The following is a 17,558-nucleotide window of genomic DNA, read 5'->3' as shown; positions in this document are numbered from 1 at the left end:
GTCTCGCTACTGCTGCGGGGTCAGGGTGCCGGGCCGGTGGTCGCGCAGGACCTGCGCGACGACCTCGGCCGCCTCGATCGGGTCGAGCGGGTGCACGAGCACGGCGTCCGCCTCCGACCAGGTGGCGAGCCAGCGGTCGTCCCGGCGGCGGACGGTCAGCACGATCGGGGGGCAGTCGACGATCTCGTGACGCAGCTGCTTGGCCACGCCCATCCCGCCGGTCGGCTGAGCCTCGCCGTCGAGGACCAGCAGGTCGGCCTCACCGGCGTCGCAGGCCGCGAGGACTTCGGCGATGCCGGCCGCCTCCACCCAGCGCACCCGGCCCACGTCCGGCGCGGGCCGGCGCCCGACCGCCTCGATGATGCTCTCGCGGACCTCGGGGCGGTGGCTGTAGACCAGCACCGTGCTGGTCCCCGTCACCGATCCGGCCGCGCTGCCGATCTCTGCCGCTCGTCCGCTCACGCCGGCGATACTAGGGGAACCCTCCGTCGGCCCCGAACGTTGTCGAGTCGGCGGTCCTGGACGGGGCCGTCCGGCGCCCGCCCGGTCGCCCCGACCAGGCGAAGAGTTCGGTGATCATGAGGCCCGTTCGCCGATCGTGATGTGGCGAGGGGTATCCCGACAAGCCGTAGAAGTTCGGCTCGGGTCATAATGCCCGACGTGACGACAGCGGCACCCAACATCAGCGCGCGGATCCATTCGCTGAACCGCCCCAACCTGGTCAGCATCGGCACCATCGTCTGGCTCTCCAGCGAGCTGATGTTCTTCGCCGGGCTGTTCGCGATGTACTTCACCGCGCGGGCGCAGAACGACGGCCCCTGGCCGCCGCCGCCCACCGAGCTCGACGTCCCCTACGCGCTCGCGATCACGATCGTGCTCGTGGCGTCCTCGTTCACCTGCCAGTTCGGCGTGTTCGCCGCCGAGCGTGGTGACGTGTTCGGCCTGCGTCGCTGGTACGCCCTGACGCTGGCGATGGGGACGTTCTTCGTGCTCGGCCAGGCCTTCGAGTACTACACCCTGGTCACCTCGCACGAGACGACGATCGCGTCGAGCGCCTACGGGTCGGTCTTCTACCTGGCGACCGGCTTCCACGGGCTGCACGTGGTCGGCGGCCTGGTCGCGTTCGTGTACCTGATCATCCGCACGAAGCTCAGCAAGTTCACGCCCGCCCAGGCCACCGCGGCGATCGTGGTGTCGTACTACTGGCACTTCGTCGACGTGGTGTGGATCGGGCTGTTCGCCACGATCTACTTCATCCGCTGACCGATCGCGCCGCCCGTTCCCTGACAGCACCCGCCACGACGTCGAGGTTGGAAGACCCCCAGCGATGACCGAGAACCAGAACCCACCACCGGCCGACCGGCCGGACGAGAAGGCCGGGGGCCGCACCCGTCCGCACGGCAAGATGAAGCGCCGCATCGCCGGCGCCCTCGCCATCGGGCTGGGCCTGCTGTCCGTCGGTTTCCTCTACGCCGCCTTCGCGCCGCAGCCGCAGGTCGCCCAGGCGCAGCAGGACACCGCGCTGATCGCCAAGGGCGAGCAGCTCTACAACAACACCTGCATCACCTGCCACGGTGCGAACCTGCAGGGCGTCGAGAACCGCGGCCCGAGCCTCATCGGCGTCGGTGACGCGGCGGTCTACTTCCAGGTGTCCTCGGGTCGTATGCCGATGGCGCGCCAGGAGGCCCAGGCGGCCCGCAAGCACCCGCTGCCGATCTTCGACCCGGAGACCCAGGAGGGCCGGGCGAACCTCGAGGCGCTGGGCGCGTTCGTGCAGGCCAACGGCGGCGGGCCGGTCACCCCGGCCGCGACCGGCGAGGCCCTGCGCGGCGACGACCCGGGCCGCGGCGGTGTGCTGTACCGCCTGAACTGCGCCTCGTGCCACAACTTCACCGGCGTCGGCGGCGCGCTGTCGTCCGGCAAGTACGCTCCCGCGCTCGAGCCGGCCAGCGAGGAGCAGATCTACACCGCGATGCAGACCGGTCCGCAGAACATGCCGCGCTTCTCCGACCAGCAGCTCACGCCGCAGGAGAAGCAGGACATCATCGCGTACATCAAGTCGGTGAACCACGCCAACGACCCGGGCGGCTACTCGCTGCTGGGTCTCGGTCCGACGGCCGAGGGTGTCTTCATCTTCGCCGTCGTGATGTCCGGTCTGGTCGGGTTCGCCATCTGGTTGGGGGCGAAGAGTTGAGCAGCGAAGTCAGCACCGGGTCGGACCGTCGTCCGACCAAGGAGGAGCTCGACGCGATGTCGCCCGAGCAGCTGGCCCGTCTGGCCGGTGAGCTCGACGAGGTCGAGGTCGTGCACAACACGCCGGCGTTCCCGATCCCGGGGACCCGCGCGGAGAAGCGCGCCGAGCGTTCGGTCGCGCTGTGGTTCGTCATCTCGGCGATCTCCATGATCGCCTTCGTGGTCGCGTTCATCGCGTGGCCGTGGGAGTACGTCAACGTCGGCGAGCCCGGCCACGCGCTCTACAACCTCTACACCCCGGTCATCGGCTTCACCTTCGGGTTCTCGGTGCTCTCCATCGGCATCGCGGTCATCCAGATGGTGAAGAAGCTGTTCCCGGACGAGACCTCGGTCCAGCAGCGCCACGACGGCCCGTCCACCGACGTCGACCGCGCCACCTTCCTGGCCCAGGTCGCCGACGCCGGCAAGGGCACCACGATCGGCCGTCGCAAGCTGATCATCCGCAGCGCGGGCCTGGCCGCGGCCGTCGCCGGTATCGGCACCGGTGTCGTCGCGCTCGGCGGCATCATCCGGAACCCGTGGGCCGAGGGCGACGACGCCCCGCTGTGGCACACGGGCTGGCGTCCGGAGAACGGCGAGACGGTGTACCTGCGCACCGACACGGGTATCCTCTCCGAGATCGCCCGAGTGCGACCCGAGGACATGGAGCCGGGTTCGATGATGACCGTCTTCCCGTACCGCGAGAGCGAGCGGGGCAACGAGGAGGAGCTGCTGCACGCGCAGCGCGCCTCGGACGCGCCGGTCATGCTCATCCGTCTCCGCCCCGGGACCGAGGTCACGAAGCGCCCCGGGCAGGAGAACTTCAACTATGGTGACTTCTACGCCTGGTCGAAGGTCTGCACCCACCTCGGGTGCCCGACCTCCCTCTACCAGGCGCAGGACAACCGCATTCTCTGCCCGTGCCACCAGTCGCAGTTCCTGGCCACGCAGGACGCCGAGCCCGTCTTCGGGCCCGCCGCCCGGCCGTTGCCGCAGCTGCCGATCACGGTGAACGAGGAGGGCTTCTTCGTCGCCCGCAGCGACTTCGTGGAGCCCGTCGGACCCGCGTTCTGGGAGAGGCCGAAGACGACATGAGTTCGATCACGACACCCACCACCTCCTCAGGTGGCCTCGCGGCCAAGGGCGGCGCGGCACTCGACCAGGCGGACCAGCGCTACCACGCGGCCGCCGGACTGCGGAAGCAGTTCAACAAGGTCTTCCCGACCCACTGGTCGTTCATGCTGGGCGAGATCGCCCTGTACAGCTTCATCATCGTGCTGCTGTCGGGCACCTACCTGGCGCTGTTCTTCGACCCCTCCATGCAGGAGGTCGTCTACAACGGGCCGTACGACCCGCTGCGCGGCGTCCACATGTCGCGGGCCTACGAGTCCGCGCTGGAGATCTCGCTCGAGGTCCGCGGCGGCCTGTTCATGCGTCAGTTGCACCACTGGGCGGCGCTGCTCTTCGTCGCGGCGATGATCATCCACATGTTCCGGGTGTTCTTCACCGGCGCGTTCCGCAAGCCGCGTGAGGCCAACTGGACCATCGGCGTCGTGCTGATCCTGCTGGGCACCTTCGCCGGCTTCACCGGCTACTCCCTGCCGGACGACCTGCTCTCGGGCGTCGGGCTGCGGATCGCCTCGGGCATCACGCTGACCGTGCCGATCATGGGCACCTGGGTGCACTGGGCGCTGTTCGGCGGCGAGTTCCCCGGGACCGAGATCATCCCGCGGCTCTACATCATCCACGTGCTGATCCTGCCCGGCATCATCCTCGCGCTGATCGCCGTGCACCTCGGCCTGGTGTGGTACCAGAAGCACACCCAGTTCCCCGGCCCCGGCCGGACCGAGAACAACGTCGTCGGCGTGCGGATCATGCCGCAGTTCGCGGCGAAGGGCGGCGCGTTCTTCTTCGTCGTCGCCGGTGTGCTGGCCCTGATCTCCGGGCTGTTCCAGATGAACCCGATCTGGCACCTCGGCCCGTACGACGCCTCGCACATCTCGGCCGGTTCGCAGCCGGACTTCTACATGCTGTGGTCCGAGGGCATGGGCCGGATCTTCCCGCCGTGGGAGTTCTACCTGTTCGGGACGTACACGATCCCGGCGGCGTTCATCCCCACCGCGGGCTTCCTGCCGGTGCTGTTCGTGCTCGCCGGGGCCTACCCGGCCATCGAACGGCGCTTCACCGGGGACGACGCGCTGCACAACCTGCTGCAGCGCCCGCGCGACGTCCCGGTCCGGACCGCGCTCGGCGCCATGGCGATCTCGTTCTACCTGTGGCTCGTGATGTGCGGGTTCAACGACTGGATCTCGTACTTCTTCCACATCTCGCTGAACGCGACCACGTGGGCCGGCCGCATCGGTCTGCTCGTCGTGCCGCCGATCGTGTACTGGGTGGCCTACCGCTGGTGCCTCGGTCTGCAGCGGTCGGACCGCGCGGTGCTGGAGCACGGCATCGAGACGGGCATCATCAAGCGGCTGCCGCACGGTGAGTTCATCGAGGTGCACCAGCCGCTGGGCGGCGTCGACTCGCACGGCCACGCCATCCCGCTGGAGTACCAGGGTGCCTCGGTGCCCAAGCGGATGAACCAGCTCGGGTCGGCCGGTGAGCCGGTCTCCGGTTCGCTGCTCACGCCGGACCCGGTCGAGGAGTCCCGTGCGCTGGCCGTGGCCCGCCACGAGGCCCACGAGCGGGAGCTCGAGGAGTCCCGCCGGCGTCACGAGGCGCGGGCGGAACTCGAGTCCCGCAGCAGTGAACTCGCGGGCCGCCCGGACGACGGTGGTCGTCCGCAGCAGCCGCGCGACTGAGCACGGCCCGGGCCCGGCCCGGAAGCACTCCACGGCGGCCCCGCCGGAGACACGGTCTCCGGCGGGGCCGCCGTCGTGTGTCGGGCCGCCGTCGTGCGTCCGGCGGGGGCCGCCGTCGTGTGCGGGCTGCGCGTGGTCGGACGCCGCGTCCCGTGTGTCCGGCCACGGGGTCGTCGGGCGGGGGCGCCGTCGTGGAGGACCGTGGCCCGCCGGGCTCAGATCCCGGCGGGTTCGTCGGGGGAGCGGTCACCGGTGCGGTGCGACGCCTCCCGGGCCCGGTCGGCCCACTCCCGCCAGGCACCCCCGCCCCACGCCGGCTCCGCCCACGGCGGGTCGCAGTACACCAGCCGGGTCCCGCCGGTGGTGAGCCAGCGGTGCAGGACCCGGACCTCCTCCGACGGGGCCCCGCGCAGCGGCCCGTCGCCGGGCAGGACCGTCTGCGCGCCGGTCCGCAGCGCCTCGACGACCGGCATCGGCCGCACCCCGCGCGGGGCGTTGCCCGCCGCGGCGAGCCGTCCGTGGCGAACGACGGCGAGCTCCCAGCCGCCCCGGCCGTCGGGCCGGGCGCCGACCAGCTCGTCGATGCCCGCGAGCGCGGCCAGGGTGCCGCCCCGGTCGACCCCGGCGGCCAGCGTGGCCAGCCGGTCCCGCGCCCGCGCGGCCGCCTCGTAGCGCCCGCCGGCCGACCGGTCGTCGACCTCGGCGGACAGCACCCGCAACGGGCCGTCGTCCCGCCCCGCGACGAGGTCGCCCCAGGCGTGCACGGCGGGCGCGTAGTCCTCGGCGGGCTGCAGACCGGCGCACGGGGCGGCACAGCGGCCCAGCTCGTGCAGCGCGCACGGCGTCGCCGAGGGGTTCCGGGCCGGGATGCGGATCGTGCACCGGCGCAGCGGCAGTGCGTCGAGTGCCGCGTCGAGCACGTCGGTCGCGGCCCGCTGCGACCCGAACGGACCCAGGGCACCCGCCCGCGGGGTGGCGACGACCGACAGCCGCGGGAACGCCTCCGCTGTCGGCGCCACCCAGTAGGCCCGGCCGGGGTTGCGGGAGCGCCGGTTGTACGGCGGGCGGTGCGCGGCGATGAGCGCCAGCTCGCGCACCGAGGCCTCCAGGGCGTGCGCGCAGACCACCGTGTCGACCTTCTCGGCGCGGACGAGCATGTCGCGGACCCGGCGGCGCTTCTCCCCGGCCGTGAAGTACGACCGCACCCGCCGGTGCAGGTCGCCGCTGGTGCCGACGTAGAGCACCTGGCCGTCGCCGCCGCGGAACAGGTAGACACCGGGCTCGGAGGGCACGTCGTTCGCGAGGTGCCTGCGACGGCGCTGGGTGGTGGTGGGCCGGTGCGGGGCCCGGTCACGGACGAGCTGCAGCAGCTCCTCCAGGCTCTGCACACCCAGGTTCCCGATCCGCTCCAGCAGGTGGTGCAGCACCTCGACGGTCGCCCGGGCGTCGGTCAGCGCCCGGTGGTCCGGGGTGGTGGCGCAGCCGAAGTGCCGGGCCAGCGTGCCCAGCTTCACGCTGGGGCACTCGGTGTGCGGGAGCACGGCCCGGGCGAGCCGGGCGGTGCAGAGGACCGGCGGGCCGGGCCAGGGGCGTTCGAGGCGCTCGCAGGCGGCCTTGAGGAAACCCGTGTCGAACGGGGCGTTGTGGGCCACCAGCACCGCGCCGCGGAGCATGTCGAGCACCGAGGGCAGGACCGCACCCAGCGGTGGGGCGTCGTGCAGCATCGCGTTCGTGATGCCGGTCAGCCGGGTGATGTCGGCCGGGACCCGCACGCCCGGGTCGACGAGGGTGCCGAGCTCGGAGATCCGGCTGCCGCCGCGCACCGCGACGGCGCCGACCTCGGTGATGGCGTCGGTCCGGTGGCTGCCGCCGGTGGTCTCCAGGTCCACCACGCAGAAGGTGACGTCACGCAGTGGCGTGCCCAGCTCGTCGAAGGTGAGCTGCGGGGAGCAGGAGGTCACGCCCTGCACCGTAGCCGTGGGGTCCGACAGTATGTTCGAACACCCGGCCCCGGCCCCGGCCCGGGGAGCGGGGCGCGGACACCGATCCGGGGACGTCCCGGCCGCGGACGGCCACGCCGACGGCGATCCGGGCCGGGCGGGGATAACCTGGACCGATGGCGTACGACGACACGGAGCGACCGGAGCCCACGTGCTCCGGGGTCCCGTCGTGCGCCGCGGACACGGCCGCGAGCGACTGGCCGGAGTTGCCCGCCCCGCTGCGGGCCCGGCTCGCCGAGATCGCGGGTACCGCGCTGGGCGGGCTGCCGCCCGGGGACGTCCCCACCCCGCTACGCCGCTTCGCCCGGTTCACCCCCGCCAAGCGGGCCCGTCTCGGCGGGCAGGTACTGGTGGCCCGGCTGCAGCAGGACACGGCGTTCCGGGCGGCCGTGGTGGCCTGGTGGGCCGAGAACCGGCCCGGTGAGCTGGAGCTGCCCGAACCCTCCACGACACGACCCGCCGACGACCCGCCCGTGCCCCCGGGCGGACCCGGTGCACCCACCGGGGACACAGGAGCCGCGGGGGGAGCCGGCCCGTCCGGCCGTCCCGCGGCGCAGCGCGCAGCCGCAGCACCGGTGGACGGGGCGACCCCCGCCGCGGAGGCCGCGTCCGCCGCGGATCCGCTGCCCGCACCCGTCGACAAGCTCGACGCGGCCGCGGTCGCGCTGCTCACCGCCGATCCGCTCGCGCACCGGCGGGTCGCCGAGGTGGGGCAGACCGCGGACCTGGCCAACCTGCGCGCCGAGCGCGACGAGGCCCTGGCCAAGGTCGACAAGCTCACCGCCGAGCTCGAACGGGCCCGGGCCGAGCTGGTCGAGGAACGGGAACGCGCACGGGCGCTCGTCGGGGAGCGGGAGACCGAGTACCAGCAGATGCGCCGCCGGGTCAGCGACCAGGGCGCGCGGCTGCGTGCCGCACTCGACGCCCGCACCGAGCTGGAGGAGGAGGTCGCGCGGCTGCGCGGCGGCGTCGACGACGAGCTCGCCCGCTCCCGCGCCGAGACCGCCGCCGAGCGCGAGCGGGCCGACCGGGAACGCCGCCGGGCCGACACGGCGGCCGGTCAGGTCGCCGCCGCTCGCCAGGCCGCCCGCGAGGCCCGTCGCGGCGACGAGGTGCGTCTGGAGCTGCTGCTCGACACCGTCAGCGGCGCGATCTCGGGTCTGCGCCGCGAGCTCGACGTCGGCGCGGGCGGACCGCGGCCGGCGGACCTCGTCGCGGGAACGGGCGACCGCGGGACCGGCGCGCGCGTCGCGGCCCCCGTCGACGGGCTGGCCGCGCTGGACGCGCTGCTGACCGTGCCGTCGGTGCACCTCATCGTCGACGGCTACAACGTCAGCAAGACCGGCTACCCGGACCTGCCGCTGGCCGACCAGCGCTCCCGGCTGGTGGCCCAGCTCGGCGCACTGGGTGCCCGCACGGGGGCCGAGATCACCGTGGTGTTCGACGGGGCCGCCGTGATCGCCGCGCCGGTGCGCGGCAGCCGCGGGGTGCGGGTGCTGTTCAGCGACGCCGGGGTGATCGCCGACGACGTCGTCCGCGACCTCGTCGCCGCCGAGCCGGCGGGCCGGCCGCTGCTGGTCGCGACGTCGGACCAGGAGATCGTGCGCTCGGTGCGCCGCCGGGGCGCGCACACGGTGGCGTCCGCGGTGCTGCTGCGCCGCCTCGGCGGCTGAGCGCTCACCCCACGTCACGGTGCCGGGGCCCGTGCCCGGCCGGCGGAACCTCCGGCATCGGCAGCGCCGTACGCCCGGCTCGACCGGGCGCCGGTGCGCCCGGCTCGACCAGACGCAGGTGTGGGATGAGGCCGCCCTCGGCCAGCACCTGCAGTGCCCGGCGCTCCGGCTCGGCGAACTCCACCGGGGCGACGGTCGTGGCCACCGTGTCGGCCGGCAGGTCGACGGGAAGGTAGGGGATCGGCCGGTCGTCCTCCGGGACCTCCAGCAGCACCCCGATGACGCAGGCACCGCAGGCGGCACCGCGGACCTCGCAGCGATCGCAGTCGACGATCATGGCTCCTCCTTCGTCGGACCCGAGGTGGTCGAGCACCGCGGACGCTAGGGGAGGGGTCCGACAGAATGGCCGCGCCGGAGAAAAACCGGGCCGGGGCCGTCACTGCGGGCTGCCGCGCTCGTTCACCTGAACAGCACGACATCCTCACCAGCTGTGCCGTCGAGCGGACACCACCACTCGTACGGAGCAGCGCTACCCCGGCGGGCGACCGATCCGGTCACGCAACGGTGAGGACGCGGAACTCGTCCGCTCCCCGGAGTGTCGGACGGCGGCCCGCATCCCCGACGCGCGGCGCGCGTGCGGAGCCGCCGTCCCGACCCCCGCCGCCCCCCTCCGCCGGTGACCACCGGCGGCCGGCGCCCCGACGAGGACTAGCGTCGCCGACCGTGGCGCGCACGCTGCTGGTGACCAACGACTTCCCGCCCCGGCCCGGCGGCATCCAGTCCTACCTGTCCGACCTCGCCCGCGGGCTCCCGCCGGACTCGCTCGCGGTCCACGCGCCCGCCTGGCGCGGTGCCGCCGACCACGACGCCGCGCTGCCGTTCCCCGTGCACCGGCACCGGTCGTCGCTGATGCTGCCGGTCCCCGAGGTCGCCCGGCGCGCCGCGGAGCTGGCCCGCGAGCACGACGCCGGGACCGTCTGGTTCGGCGCGGCCGCGCCGCTGGGGCTGCTCGGCCCGTACCTGCGCCGCCGGGCCGGGGTGGAGCGGGTCGTCGCCACCACACACGGCCACGAGGTCGGCTGGTCGATGCTGCCCGGCGCGCGCCGGGCGCTGCACCGGATCGGCCGGGACGCCGACGTCGTCACCACGGTCTCGCGCTGGACCCGCGGCCGGCTCACCGGCGCGTTCGGCCCGGACGCGGCGCTGGAGGTCCTGCCGCCCCCGGTGGACACCGTCCGGTTCGCACCCGACCCGGACGCCCGCGCCGCGGTCCGGAGCCGGTACCGGCTCGGCGACGCACCGGTCGTGACGTGCGTGTCCCGGCTGGTGCCGCGCAAGGGCCAGGACCTGCTGGTCGCGGCGCTGCCGCGGATCCGCCGCCGGGTGCCGGGCGCCCGGCTGCTGCTCGTCGGCGGCGGGCCCTACCGGGACCGGTTGCGCAGACTGGCCGCACGCGCCGGGGTGACCGACGCCGTCGTGCTCACCGGCGGGGTCCCGGCCGCCGAGCTCGCCGCGCACCACGCCGCCGGTGACGTGTTCGCCCTGCCGTGCCGCACCCACCTCGGCGGGCTCGACGTCGAGGGGCTGGGGATCGCGCTGCTGGAGGCCGCGGCGTCGGGGCTGCCCGTCGTCGCGGGGGACTCCGGCGGCGCGCCGGAGACCGTCGAGGAGGGTGTGACCGGCCACGTCGTGCCGGGACGTGACGTCGCCGCCGTCGCCGACCGGGTCGCGGACCTGCTCGCCGACCCCGCCCGGGCGACGGCGATGGGCCGCGCCGGACGGGCCCACGTCCGGCGGGTCTGGGGTGGGCCGTCGTCGGCGGCGCGCCTGCACGGCTTCCTGACCGGCGACGACGGGCCGCGCTGAGTGCACGACCCGTCGTCGACGGCGGGGTCAGCCCTTGTCGGCGGTGGTCCCCGCGTAGAGCGCCTCGATCTCGCCGGAGTAGGACTCCACGACGACCTTGCGCTTGACCTTCATCGTCGGCGTCAGCTCGCCGCCGGCCTCGCTGAAGTCGTGCGGCAGGATCGTGAACTTGCGGATCTGCTCGGCCCGCGAGACGGCCTGGTTGGCGTCCTCGACCGCGGCCGCGATCTCGCCGCGCAGCTCCGGGTCGTCGACGAGGTCGGCGGCCGAGCTGCCGTCGCCCGCGGGCTTGCCGTTGCGCTCGCGCCAGCCCGGCAGGGCGTCCGGGTCGATGGTGACCAGCGCGGAGATGAACGGCCTCTGGTCGCCGATCACGATGCACTGCCCAACCAGCGGGTGCGCCCGCAGCCGGTCCTCGAGCACGGCCGGGGCGACGTTCTTGCCGCCGGCGGTGACGATGATCTCCTTCTTGCGGCCGGTGATGGTGAGGAAGCCGGCGTCGTCGAGCTCGCCGATGTCGCCGGAGTGGAACCAGCCGTCGGACTCCAGGGCCTCCTTCGAGGCCTCCTCGTTCTTCCAGTAGCCGCGGAAGACGATGTCGCCGCGCAGCATGATCTCGCCGTCGGAGGCGATCCGGACCGCGCAGCCGGGGACCGGGCGGCCCACCGAGCCGACGCGCTGGGCGTCGAGGGTGTTCAGGGTGATGCCGGCGGAGGTCTCGGTCAGGCCGTAGCCCTCCAGCACGGGCAGCCCGACGCCGCGGAAGAAGTGCCCGAGCCGGCCCCCGAGCGGGGCCGAGCCGGACACCGCGGCCTTGACCCGGCCGCCGACGGCGGCGCGCAGCTTGCCGTAGACGAGCTTGTCGAACAGCGCGTGCCGGGCCTTGAGCAGCAGGCCGGGTCCGCCCGCGTCGAGGGCCTCGGAGTAGGCGATCGCGGTGTCGGCGGCCGCGTCGAAGATCTTGCCCTTGCCGTCGTTGTGCGCCTTGAGCCGCGCGCCGTTGTAGACCTTCTCGAACACCCGCGGCACCGCGAGCAGGAAGGTCGGCCGGAAGTCCGCCAGGTCGGGCAGCAGGGTCTTCACGTCGGGGGAGTGGCCGACGATCGTGCGGGTGGACAGGCAGCCGCACTGGATGGCCTTGCCGAACACGTGCGCGAGCGGCAGGAACAGCAGCACCGAGTCCCCGGGCTCGAACAGGTGCGGGATCGTCGCGGCGATCGTGCGGATCTCGGCGATCAGGTTGCGGTGGGTCAGCTCGCAGCCCTTGGGCCGTCCGGTCGTGCCGGAGGTGTAGATCAGGGTGCAGAGGTCGTCGGCGCGCACCCCGCCCCGGCGCTCGTGCACCACGTCGTCGGGGGTGTCCGCGCCGAGGCCGCGCAGCTGCTCGACCGCCGAGGGGGCGTCCGGGGCCGACGCGGCGGGCTCGATCTGCCAGACGGTGCGCAGCTCGGGCAGGTCCCCGCGGACCTTCTCCACCGACGCGGCGTGCTCGGCGGTCTCCACGACGATCCCGACGGCGCCGGAGTCGGACACGATCCAGGAGATCTGGTCCGGCGACGACGTCTCGTAGATCGGCACGGTGACCCCGCCCGCGGCGAGGATCGCGTAGTCGAACAGGGTCCACTCGTACCGGGTCCGCGACAGCAGCGCGACCCGGTCCCCGGCCTGCACGCCCGCGGCGACCAGCCCGGCGGCGATGCGGGTGACCTGCTCGCCGAACTCGGCCGCGGTCACCTCCGACCAGCTCCCGTCCGCGCCCTTGCGGCGGTAGAGCACGTCCGACGGGTGCTGCGCGGCGTTGTCGAACACGGCGTCCGAGAGCGATTCCTCGTCTCCCACGGACACCGCGGCGGGAACGCTGTACTCACGCACGGGGATCGACCTCCTGGCGGCCTCGACAGGCTGAACGCGGTCACCGCGACGGCTGCGGTGACACCTCGGAGCAGAACCTACCGGAGAGTAGGGTCCACGTACATCGATTCGGACATAACGGATCGGTCGGTGGTGCCGCCGGTCCGGTCCGGGCCGCGACGGTACCCGTGACCGGCGCCGTCGCACGGGGTGGCACGCTGACCGGGTGCCCGCGATCGACGTGATCGACGAGACCTTCCTGGCCGTGCCCCGCGAGCGGGTCGCGGCGGAGTTCGCCGACCCGGCCCGGTGGCCGTCGTACTGGCCCGACCTGCGCCCCGAGGTCGCGCACGACCGCGGGCCGGCCGGGCTGCGCTGGACCGTGACCGGCGCGCTCGTCGGGACCATGGAGGTCTGGTGCGAGCCGGAGGGCGACGGCACCGTCCTGCACTTCTTCCTGCGCGCGGACCCGGACGGCCCGCCGCCCGGTGGCCGGCTGCGGCGCCGCCGGTGGCTGCGCGCGGAGTCCGACCGGCGGCACCGAGCGTTCAAGGCGCACGCCTTCGCGCTCAAACGGCGCCTGGAGGACGGGCGCCCGGCGGGCGTCGCGCCGTCGGCGTTCCGGCCGGACCGGACGGCCTGAGCGTGCGGCTGCACGTCGTCACCGACGTCCACGGCGCCACCGTCCCGCTCGCCCGCGCCGCCGAGGGCGCCGACGGGGTGCTGGTACTCGGCGACCTGCTGGAGTTCATCGACTACCGCGACCCGACCAACGGGATCATCTCCCGGCTGCTCGGGCCCGAGGTGGCCGCGGAGTTCGGCCGGATGCGCCGGATCGGGGCGCCGCGCGCGCAGATGCTGGGCCTGCTGGAGCGCTCCTGGGCCCGGTTCACCGACCCGGCCGCCGCCGTCGCCGAGGCCGTCGCCGCGCAGTACGCCGAGGTCTTCGGGGTGCTGGGCGGGCTCGGGGTGCCGGTCTGGGCGATCCCGGGCAACGTCGACGTCCCCGACGCCTGGCCCGACACCGACGGCGTCACCCGCGCCGACGGACGGGTGGTCGAGATCGGCGGTCGCCGGTTCGGCTTCCTCGGCGGGGTGCCGCTGCCGCCCGGGATCGATCCGCGCCGTACCGGCCCCTGGCGGCCGCACTTCGTGACCCACGAGGACTGGACCGCGCGCCTGGACGCGCTCGGCCCGGCCGACGTGCTGTGCACCCACGTCCCGCCGGCGCACCCGGGCCTGACCTACGACGTCGTCACCCGCCGCGCCGAGATCGCCAGCGCCCCGCTGGCCGCGCGGATCCGGGCCGAGCAGCCGTCGCACGCCCTGTTCGGTCACGTGCACCAGCCGCTGCACCGTCGCGCGCGGATCGGCCGCACCGAGTGCGTCAACGCCGGACACTTCCGCGCGCACGGCACGCCCTACGTGCTCCGGTTCTGACCACCGGATAGCCTCCCGCCATGGCCGACGCGACCTCGTCCTCGATCCACATCGACGCCCCGCCGGAGCGGGTCATGGCGGTGATCGCGGACTTCGCGTCCTACCCCGAGTGGACCGACCAGATCACCAGCGTCGAGATCCTCGACGCCGGTGCCGACGGTCGCGCCCGCCAGGTCCGCTTCGCGATGGACGCCGGGGCCATCAAGGACACCTACACCCTCGACTACGACTGGGCCGCCGACGACCGCTCGGTGTCCTGGACGTTGGTCAAGGGCGGCATCCAGCGCGCCCAGGACGGCGCGTACCGGCTGGTCGGCGACGCCGGCGGCACCACCGTCACCTACGAGCTCAGCGTCGAGGTCAACTTCCCGATGATCGGGATGCTCCGTCGCAAGGCGGAGAAAGTGATCATCGACGCCGCGTTGAAGGGCCTCAAGCGCCGCGTCGAGAAGGGCTGAGCCGGTCGGCGGCGACCCGGACGCGATCGTTAGGCTCCGCGCTGTGCGCGTCGTGCTCTTCACCGGCAAGGGCGGGGTCGGCAAGACGACCCTGGCCGCCGCGACGGCCGCGCACGTGGCCGGGACCGGCCGGTCCGCGCTGGTCGTGTCCACCGACCCGGCGCACTCCCTCGGCGACGCGCTGGACGCCGAGCTGGGCGCCGAGCCCGCCGAGGTCACCGAGAACCTGTGGGGTGCCCACATCGAGGCCCGGCACCTGCTCGAGGGCGCCTGGGGCGACCTGCAGGGGCACCTGCGCACGATGCTCGCCGGGGCCGGTGTGGACGAACTCGTCGCCGACGAGCTGACCGTGCTGCCCGGCGTCGAGGACCTCCTCGCGCTGGTCGAGGTGCAGCGCTACGCCGACTCGGGCCGCTTCGACGTCGTCGTCGTCGACTGCGGGCCGACCGCGGAGACGCTGCGGCTGCTCACCCTGCCCGAGGCGCTGTCGGGCTACCTGGAGCGGCTGTTCCCCGCGCACCGCCGCGCCGTGCGCGGCCTGGTCGCCGGGCTCGCCGGGGCCAAGGCCGACGGCGCGGGCTGGGACCGCACGATCGACGCGCTCGGCGTGCTGGCCGAGCAGCTGCGCGGGCTGCGCGGCCTGCTCGCCGACCGCTCCCGCACCTCGATCCGGCTGGTGCTGACCCCGGAGCGGGTCGTCGCGGCCGAGACCCGCCGGACGCTGACCGCGCTCGCCCTGCACGAGCTGCGGGTCGACGGGCTGCTGGCGAACCGGGTGATGCCCGGCCCGCCGCCGTCGCTGCGCGGGCCCGCGGCGCGCTGGCTGCGCGAACGCGCCACCGAGCAGCAGTCCGTGCTCGCCGAGCTGGGCGAGCTCGGTGCGGACGTACCGGTGACCGCGGTCCGCTACACCGCCGCCGAGCCGACCGGCGTCGGTGCGCTGCGCGAGCTGGCCCTGTCGGTCTACGGCGACGACGACCCCGCGGGCACCGCCGACGGCGCCCCGCCGCGGCCGCTGATGGAGCTGCGCCGCACCGCAGGCCACGGCGTCTCCGCCGACACCGAGTTCGAGCTCGACGTGGCGCTGCCCGGCGCCCAGGACGCCCCGCTGGACCTCGCCCGGGTCGGCGACGACATGGTCGTCGGCATCGGGTTCTCCCGGCGCGTGGTCTCGCTGCCGTCGGTCCTGCGCCGCTGCGAGGCCACCGGTGCCCGGCTGGAGGGCCGCGGCTCCGACGCCCGCCTGGTGATCTCCTTCGTGCCCGACCCGGGCACCTGGATGACCTCGTGAGCGGCCGTGACACGCGGTGCGGCACCCACTGCGGCGATCACAGCGGCATCCCGGAGGACCTCCGGGTCACCGCGATGGCGCTGCTCGACCGGCTGCGCGCGGCCACCGAGACGATGTCGGACTCGCTGCGGGCCGCCGGGAGCGACCCCGGCCCCGGCGACGCGGGCTCCTGCACCGCCTGCCCGGTGTGCGCGCTGATCGCCGTCGTGCGGGGGGAGCGGTCGGAGCTGGTCACCCGGCTCGCCGACCACGCCGGCGGGCTGCTCGCCGTGCTCGTCGCGGTGCTGGAGGAGGCCGCCCCGCCCGCGCGCCAGGAGCCCCGCCGCCCACACGGCGGCGGACGCTCCGTGCAGCGGATCGTGGTGCACCGGACATGAGCCCCCGGATGTCCGACGTCCGCACCATCGGGGTGGACGTCGGGGGCACCAGCGTGCGCGCGGGTGTCGTCGATGCCGAGGGCGGGATCCTCGACACCGCCTCCGCACCGACCCCGCGCACCGACGACGCGTTGGAGGCAGCCATCGCCGGTGCGGTCGACGAGCTGCGACGCCGGCACACCGTCGCCGCCGTCGGGCTCGCGCTCGCCGGGTTCGTCGACGCCCCCCGCGGGCTGGTCCGCTACGCGCCGCACCTGTCCTGGCGCGACGCCCCGGTCGCCGAGCGGATCGGCGCCCGGCTCGGCGGGATCCCGGTCGTCGTGGAGCACGATGCGAACTCCGCCGCGCTCGCCGAGCGGCGTTACGGCGCCGCGGCCGGTGCCTCGGTGGCACTGGTGATCGCGCTGGGCACCGGGATCGGCGGCGCCCTGCTGCTTGACGGCGAGCTGTTCCGCGGCGCGCACGGCGTCGCACCCGAGCTGGGGCACCTGCGGGTCGTCCCGCACGGGCGGGCCTGCCCGTGCGGCAAGCGCGGCTGCTGGGAGCGCTACTGCAGCGGGACCGCACTCGGTGCCACCGCGCTGGAGATGCTCTCGGGCGGCGACGTGCCGGGCCCGTCCGGGCTGGCCCGTGAGGCCGCCGTCGACCCGGGGCGGGTCACCGGCAAGCGGGTCGCCGCGGCCGCCCGTGAGGGGGACCCGGTCGCCCGCGCCGCCGTCGACGACATGGGGCGCTGGCTGGGGGAGGGGCTCTCGCTCGTCGCGGACGTCTTCGACCCGGACCTCGTCGTGATCGCGGGTGGGGTGTCGGCGTCGGCGCCGCTGTTCCTCGACGCCGCCCGCGAGCACTACGCCCGCATCCTCACCGGGGCGGGCAACCGGCCGCTGGCCCGGATCCGGACCGCGCAGCTCGGCGCGGCCGCCGCCGTCGTGGGCGCGGCGACGCTGGCCCGCGAGAGCCTGCGGACCGGCGCCCGGCGCTGAGCGCGCTACAGCCGCGAGCCGTCGTCCCAGGGGTCGGGGCCCTCGTCGGGGTCGGGGCTCCACAGCCGCAGCAGCAGCCAGCCCAGGCCGGCCGCGATGAGCACCAGCCCCAGCGGCAGCGGCCAGGTCCCGCCGACGCCGATCAGCCCCGGCGCGATGCACAGCAGCAGCCCCACCCCGATCAGCCCGCCACCCACGACGGCCGGTGGTCCCGGCCGTGGCAGCGGCGGCGGCTCCGGCGGGTGGTAGTGGTCGTCCGGGTCGGCACCCGTGCCGGTGCCCGGGTGCGGGGCGGCCGGGCCCGGCCGGTGCGCGGGCCGGTCGGCGCCGCCCGCCGCGCCCGCGACGTCACCGGCGTCGCCGCGGTCCGTGCGGTCGGTGCGCTCCACGGGCTCGGCGGGCCAGTCCGGGACCGAGCCCTCGTCGCGCCAGGCGGCGACGATCGCGTCGAAGTCGTCGGGCCGGTCCTCGCGGTCGCGCGAGGGGTCTGCGGAGCTCATACCGGTCCGTCCCTCCCCGCTCGCGGCGGCTCCATCCTGTCACGGCCCGTGTCCCGGCCGACACCGCCCACGGGCCCGCG

The 17,558-nt window shown here is 74.6% G+C and carries 17 protein-coding genes; 12 read left to right on the top strand and 5 right to left on the bottom strand.

The window, feature by feature from the left end:
• Positions 1-6: 6 nt before the first annotated feature.
• Positions 7-402 (bottom strand): response regulator transcription factor, encoded by a 396-nt coding sequence (locus ATL51_RS07660; protein ID WP_373324244.1) that lies wholly within the window; start codon positions 400-402, stop codon positions 7-9.
• A gap of 249 nt (positions 403-651) precedes the next feature.
• Between ATL51_RS07660 and ctaE the strand changes: the two genes are divergently transcribed.
• The 4 genes from ctaE (at position 652) to qcrB (ending at position 5,039) form a co-directional block, all read left to right on the top strand.
• Complete coding sequence (gene ctaE / locus ATL51_RS07655; protein WP_062396094.1) at positions 652-1,263, top strand: aa3-type cytochrome oxidase subunit III; 612 nt, start codon at positions 652-654, stop codon at positions 1,261-1,263.
• A gap of 64 nt (positions 1,264-1,327) precedes the next feature.
• Positions 1,328-2,194, top strand: a complete 867-nt coding sequence (gene qcrC / locus ATL51_RS07650; RefSeq protein ID WP_073574278.1) for a cytochrome bc1 complex diheme cytochrome c subunit — start codon at positions 1,328-1,330, stop codon at positions 2,192-2,194.
• Positions 2,191-3,327, top strand: a complete 1,137-nt coding sequence (gene qcrA, locus ATL51_RS07645; RefSeq protein WP_237453677.1) for a cytochrome bc1 complex Rieske iron-sulfur subunit — start codon at positions 2,191-2,193, stop codon at positions 3,325-3,327. The genes qcrC and qcrA overlap by 4 nt, the downstream gene beginning before the upstream one ends.
• Complete coding sequence (gene qcrB / locus ATL51_RS07640) at positions 3,324-5,039, top strand: cytochrome bc1 complex cytochrome b subunit (RefSeq protein ID WP_073574276.1); 1,716 nt, start codon at positions 3,324-3,326, stop codon at positions 5,037-5,039. Before qcrA ends, qcrB begins: the two co-directional genes overlap by 4 nt.
• A gap of 215 nt (positions 5,040-5,254) precedes the next feature.
• On the opposite strand, the gene ATL51_RS07635 is transcribed toward qcrB, so the two are convergent.
• On the bottom strand, positions 5,255-7,000 hold the full coding sequence (locus tag ATL51_RS07635) for a DEDD exonuclease domain-containing protein (RefSeq protein ID WP_301548933.1): 1,746 nt from the start codon (positions 6,998-7,000) through the stop codon (positions 5,255-5,257).
• Between the two features lie 155 nt (positions 7,001-7,155).
• On the opposite strand from ATL51_RS07635, the gene ATL51_RS07630 reads away from it, so the two are divergent.
• Positions 7,156-8,712, top strand: a complete 1,557-nt coding sequence (locus tag ATL51_RS07630) for an NYN domain-containing protein (protein ID WP_100878146.1) — start codon at positions 7,156-7,158, stop codon at positions 8,710-8,712.
• 4 nt (positions 8,713-8,716) lie between these two features.
• On the opposite strand, the gene ATL51_RS07625 is transcribed toward ATL51_RS07630, so the two are convergent.
• Positions 8,717-9,049, bottom strand: coding sequence for a hypothetical protein (locus ATL51_RS07625; protein ID WP_301548932.1), 333 nt, complete (start codon positions 9,047-9,049; stop codon positions 8,717-8,719).
• Positions 9,050-9,435: 386 nt separating this feature from the next.
• Between ATL51_RS07625 and ATL51_RS07620 the strand changes: the two genes are divergently transcribed.
• A complete protein-coding gene (locus ATL51_RS07620) occupies positions 9,436-10,578 on the top strand; it encodes a glycosyltransferase family 4 protein (RefSeq protein ID WP_100878145.1) in 1,143 nt (380 codons plus the stop codon).
• Between the two features lie 27 nt (positions 10,579-10,605).
• Here the strand turns inward: ATL51_RS07620 and ATL51_RS07615 are convergent, their stop codons facing one another.
• On the bottom strand, positions 10,606-12,450 hold the full coding sequence (locus tag ATL51_RS07615) for an AMP-dependent synthetase/ligase (protein WP_100878144.1): 1,845 nt from the start codon (positions 12,448-12,450) through the stop codon (positions 10,606-10,608).
• A gap of 205 nt (positions 12,451-12,655) precedes the next feature.
• On the opposite strand from ATL51_RS07615, the gene ATL51_RS07610 reads away from it, so the two are divergent.
• The 6 genes from ATL51_RS07610 to ATL51_RS07585 are packed head-to-tail and all read left to right on the top strand — an operon-like array spanning position 12,656 to position 16,978.
• Positions 12,656-13,072, top strand: coding sequence for a polyketide cyclase / dehydrase and lipid transport (locus ATL51_RS07610; RefSeq protein ID WP_100878143.1), 417 nt, complete (start codon positions 12,656-12,658; stop codon positions 13,070-13,072).
• Between the two features lie 2 nt (positions 13,073-13,074).
• Entirely contained in the window at positions 13,075-13,869 is a 795-nt protein-coding gene (locus tag ATL51_RS07605) for a metallophosphoesterase family protein (protein WP_100878142.1), read from the top strand.
• 20 nt (positions 13,870-13,889) lie between these two features.
• The gene (locus ATL51_RS07600; RefSeq protein WP_020623841.1) at positions 13,890-14,327 is read left to right on the top strand and encodes an SRPBCC family protein; all 438 of its coding nucleotides are present in this window, start codon (positions 13,890-13,892) and stop codon (positions 14,325-14,327) included.
• A 43-nt stretch (positions 14,328-14,370) separates the two neighbouring features.
• Entirely contained in the window at positions 14,371-15,618 is a 1,248-nt protein-coding gene (locus tag ATL51_RS07595) for an ArsA family ATPase (RefSeq protein ID WP_073574268.1), read from the top strand.
• On the top strand, positions 15,615-15,995 hold the full coding sequence (locus ATL51_RS07590; RefSeq protein ID WP_100878141.1) for a hypothetical protein: 381 nt from the start codon (positions 15,615-15,617) through the stop codon (positions 15,993-15,995). Before ATL51_RS07595 ends, ATL51_RS07590 begins: the two co-directional genes overlap by 4 nt.
• On the top strand, positions 15,992-16,978 hold the full coding sequence (locus tag ATL51_RS07585) for an ROK family protein (RefSeq protein WP_301548931.1): 987 nt from the start codon (positions 15,992-15,994) through the stop codon (positions 16,976-16,978). Before ATL51_RS07590 ends, ATL51_RS07585 begins: the two co-directional genes overlap by 4 nt.
• Before the next feature lie 5 nt (positions 16,979-16,983).
• On the opposite strand, the gene ATL51_RS07580 is transcribed toward ATL51_RS07585, so the two are convergent.
• Positions 16,984-17,478, bottom strand: a complete 495-nt coding sequence (locus tag ATL51_RS07580) for a hypothetical protein (RefSeq protein WP_100878139.1) — start codon at positions 17,476-17,478, stop codon at positions 16,984-16,986.
• Positions 17,479-17,558 lie beyond the last annotated feature (80 nt).

It is taken from the genome of Pseudonocardia alni, assembly GCF_002813375.1.
In the GTDB taxonomy this organism is placed as follows: Bacteria; Actinomycetota; Actinomycetes; order Mycobacteriales; family Pseudonocardiaceae; genus Pseudonocardia; species Pseudonocardia alni.
Note: the sequence above shows the minus strand (reverse complement) of the source record. Positions and strands in the feature narration are given on the sequence as shown.

Coding starts and splice junctions, on each gene's coding strand:
- ctaE (WP_062396094.1), top strand. CDS start 652: ATGCCCGACGTGACGACAGCGGCACCCAACATCAGCGCGCGGATCCAT.
- qcrC (WP_073574278.1), top strand. CDS start 1,328: ATGACCGAGAACCAGAACCCACCACCGGCCGACCGGCCGGACGAGAAG.
- qcrB (WP_073574276.1), top strand. CDS start 3,324: ATGAGTTCGATCACGACACCCACCACCTCCTCAGGTGGCCTCGCGGCC.
- ATL51_RS07630 (WP_100878146.1), top strand. CDS start 7,156: ATGGCGTACGACGACACGGAGCGACCGGAGCCCACGTGCTCCGGGGTC.
- ATL51_RS07625 (WP_301548932.1), bottom strand. CDS start 9,049: ATGATCGTCGACTGCGATCGCTGCGAGGTCCGCGGTGCCGCCTGCGGT.
- ATL51_RS07600 (WP_020623841.1), top strand. CDS start 13,890: ATGGCCGACGCGACCTCGTCCTCGATCCACATCGACGCCCCGCCGGAG.
- ATL51_RS07585 (WP_301548931.1), top strand. CDS start 15,992: ATGAGCCCCCGGATGTCCGACGTCCGCACCATCGGGGTGGACGTCGGG.
- ATL51_RS07580 (WP_100878139.1), bottom strand. CDS start 17,478: ATGAGCTCCGCAGACCCCTCGCGCGACCGCGAGGACCGGCCCGACGAC.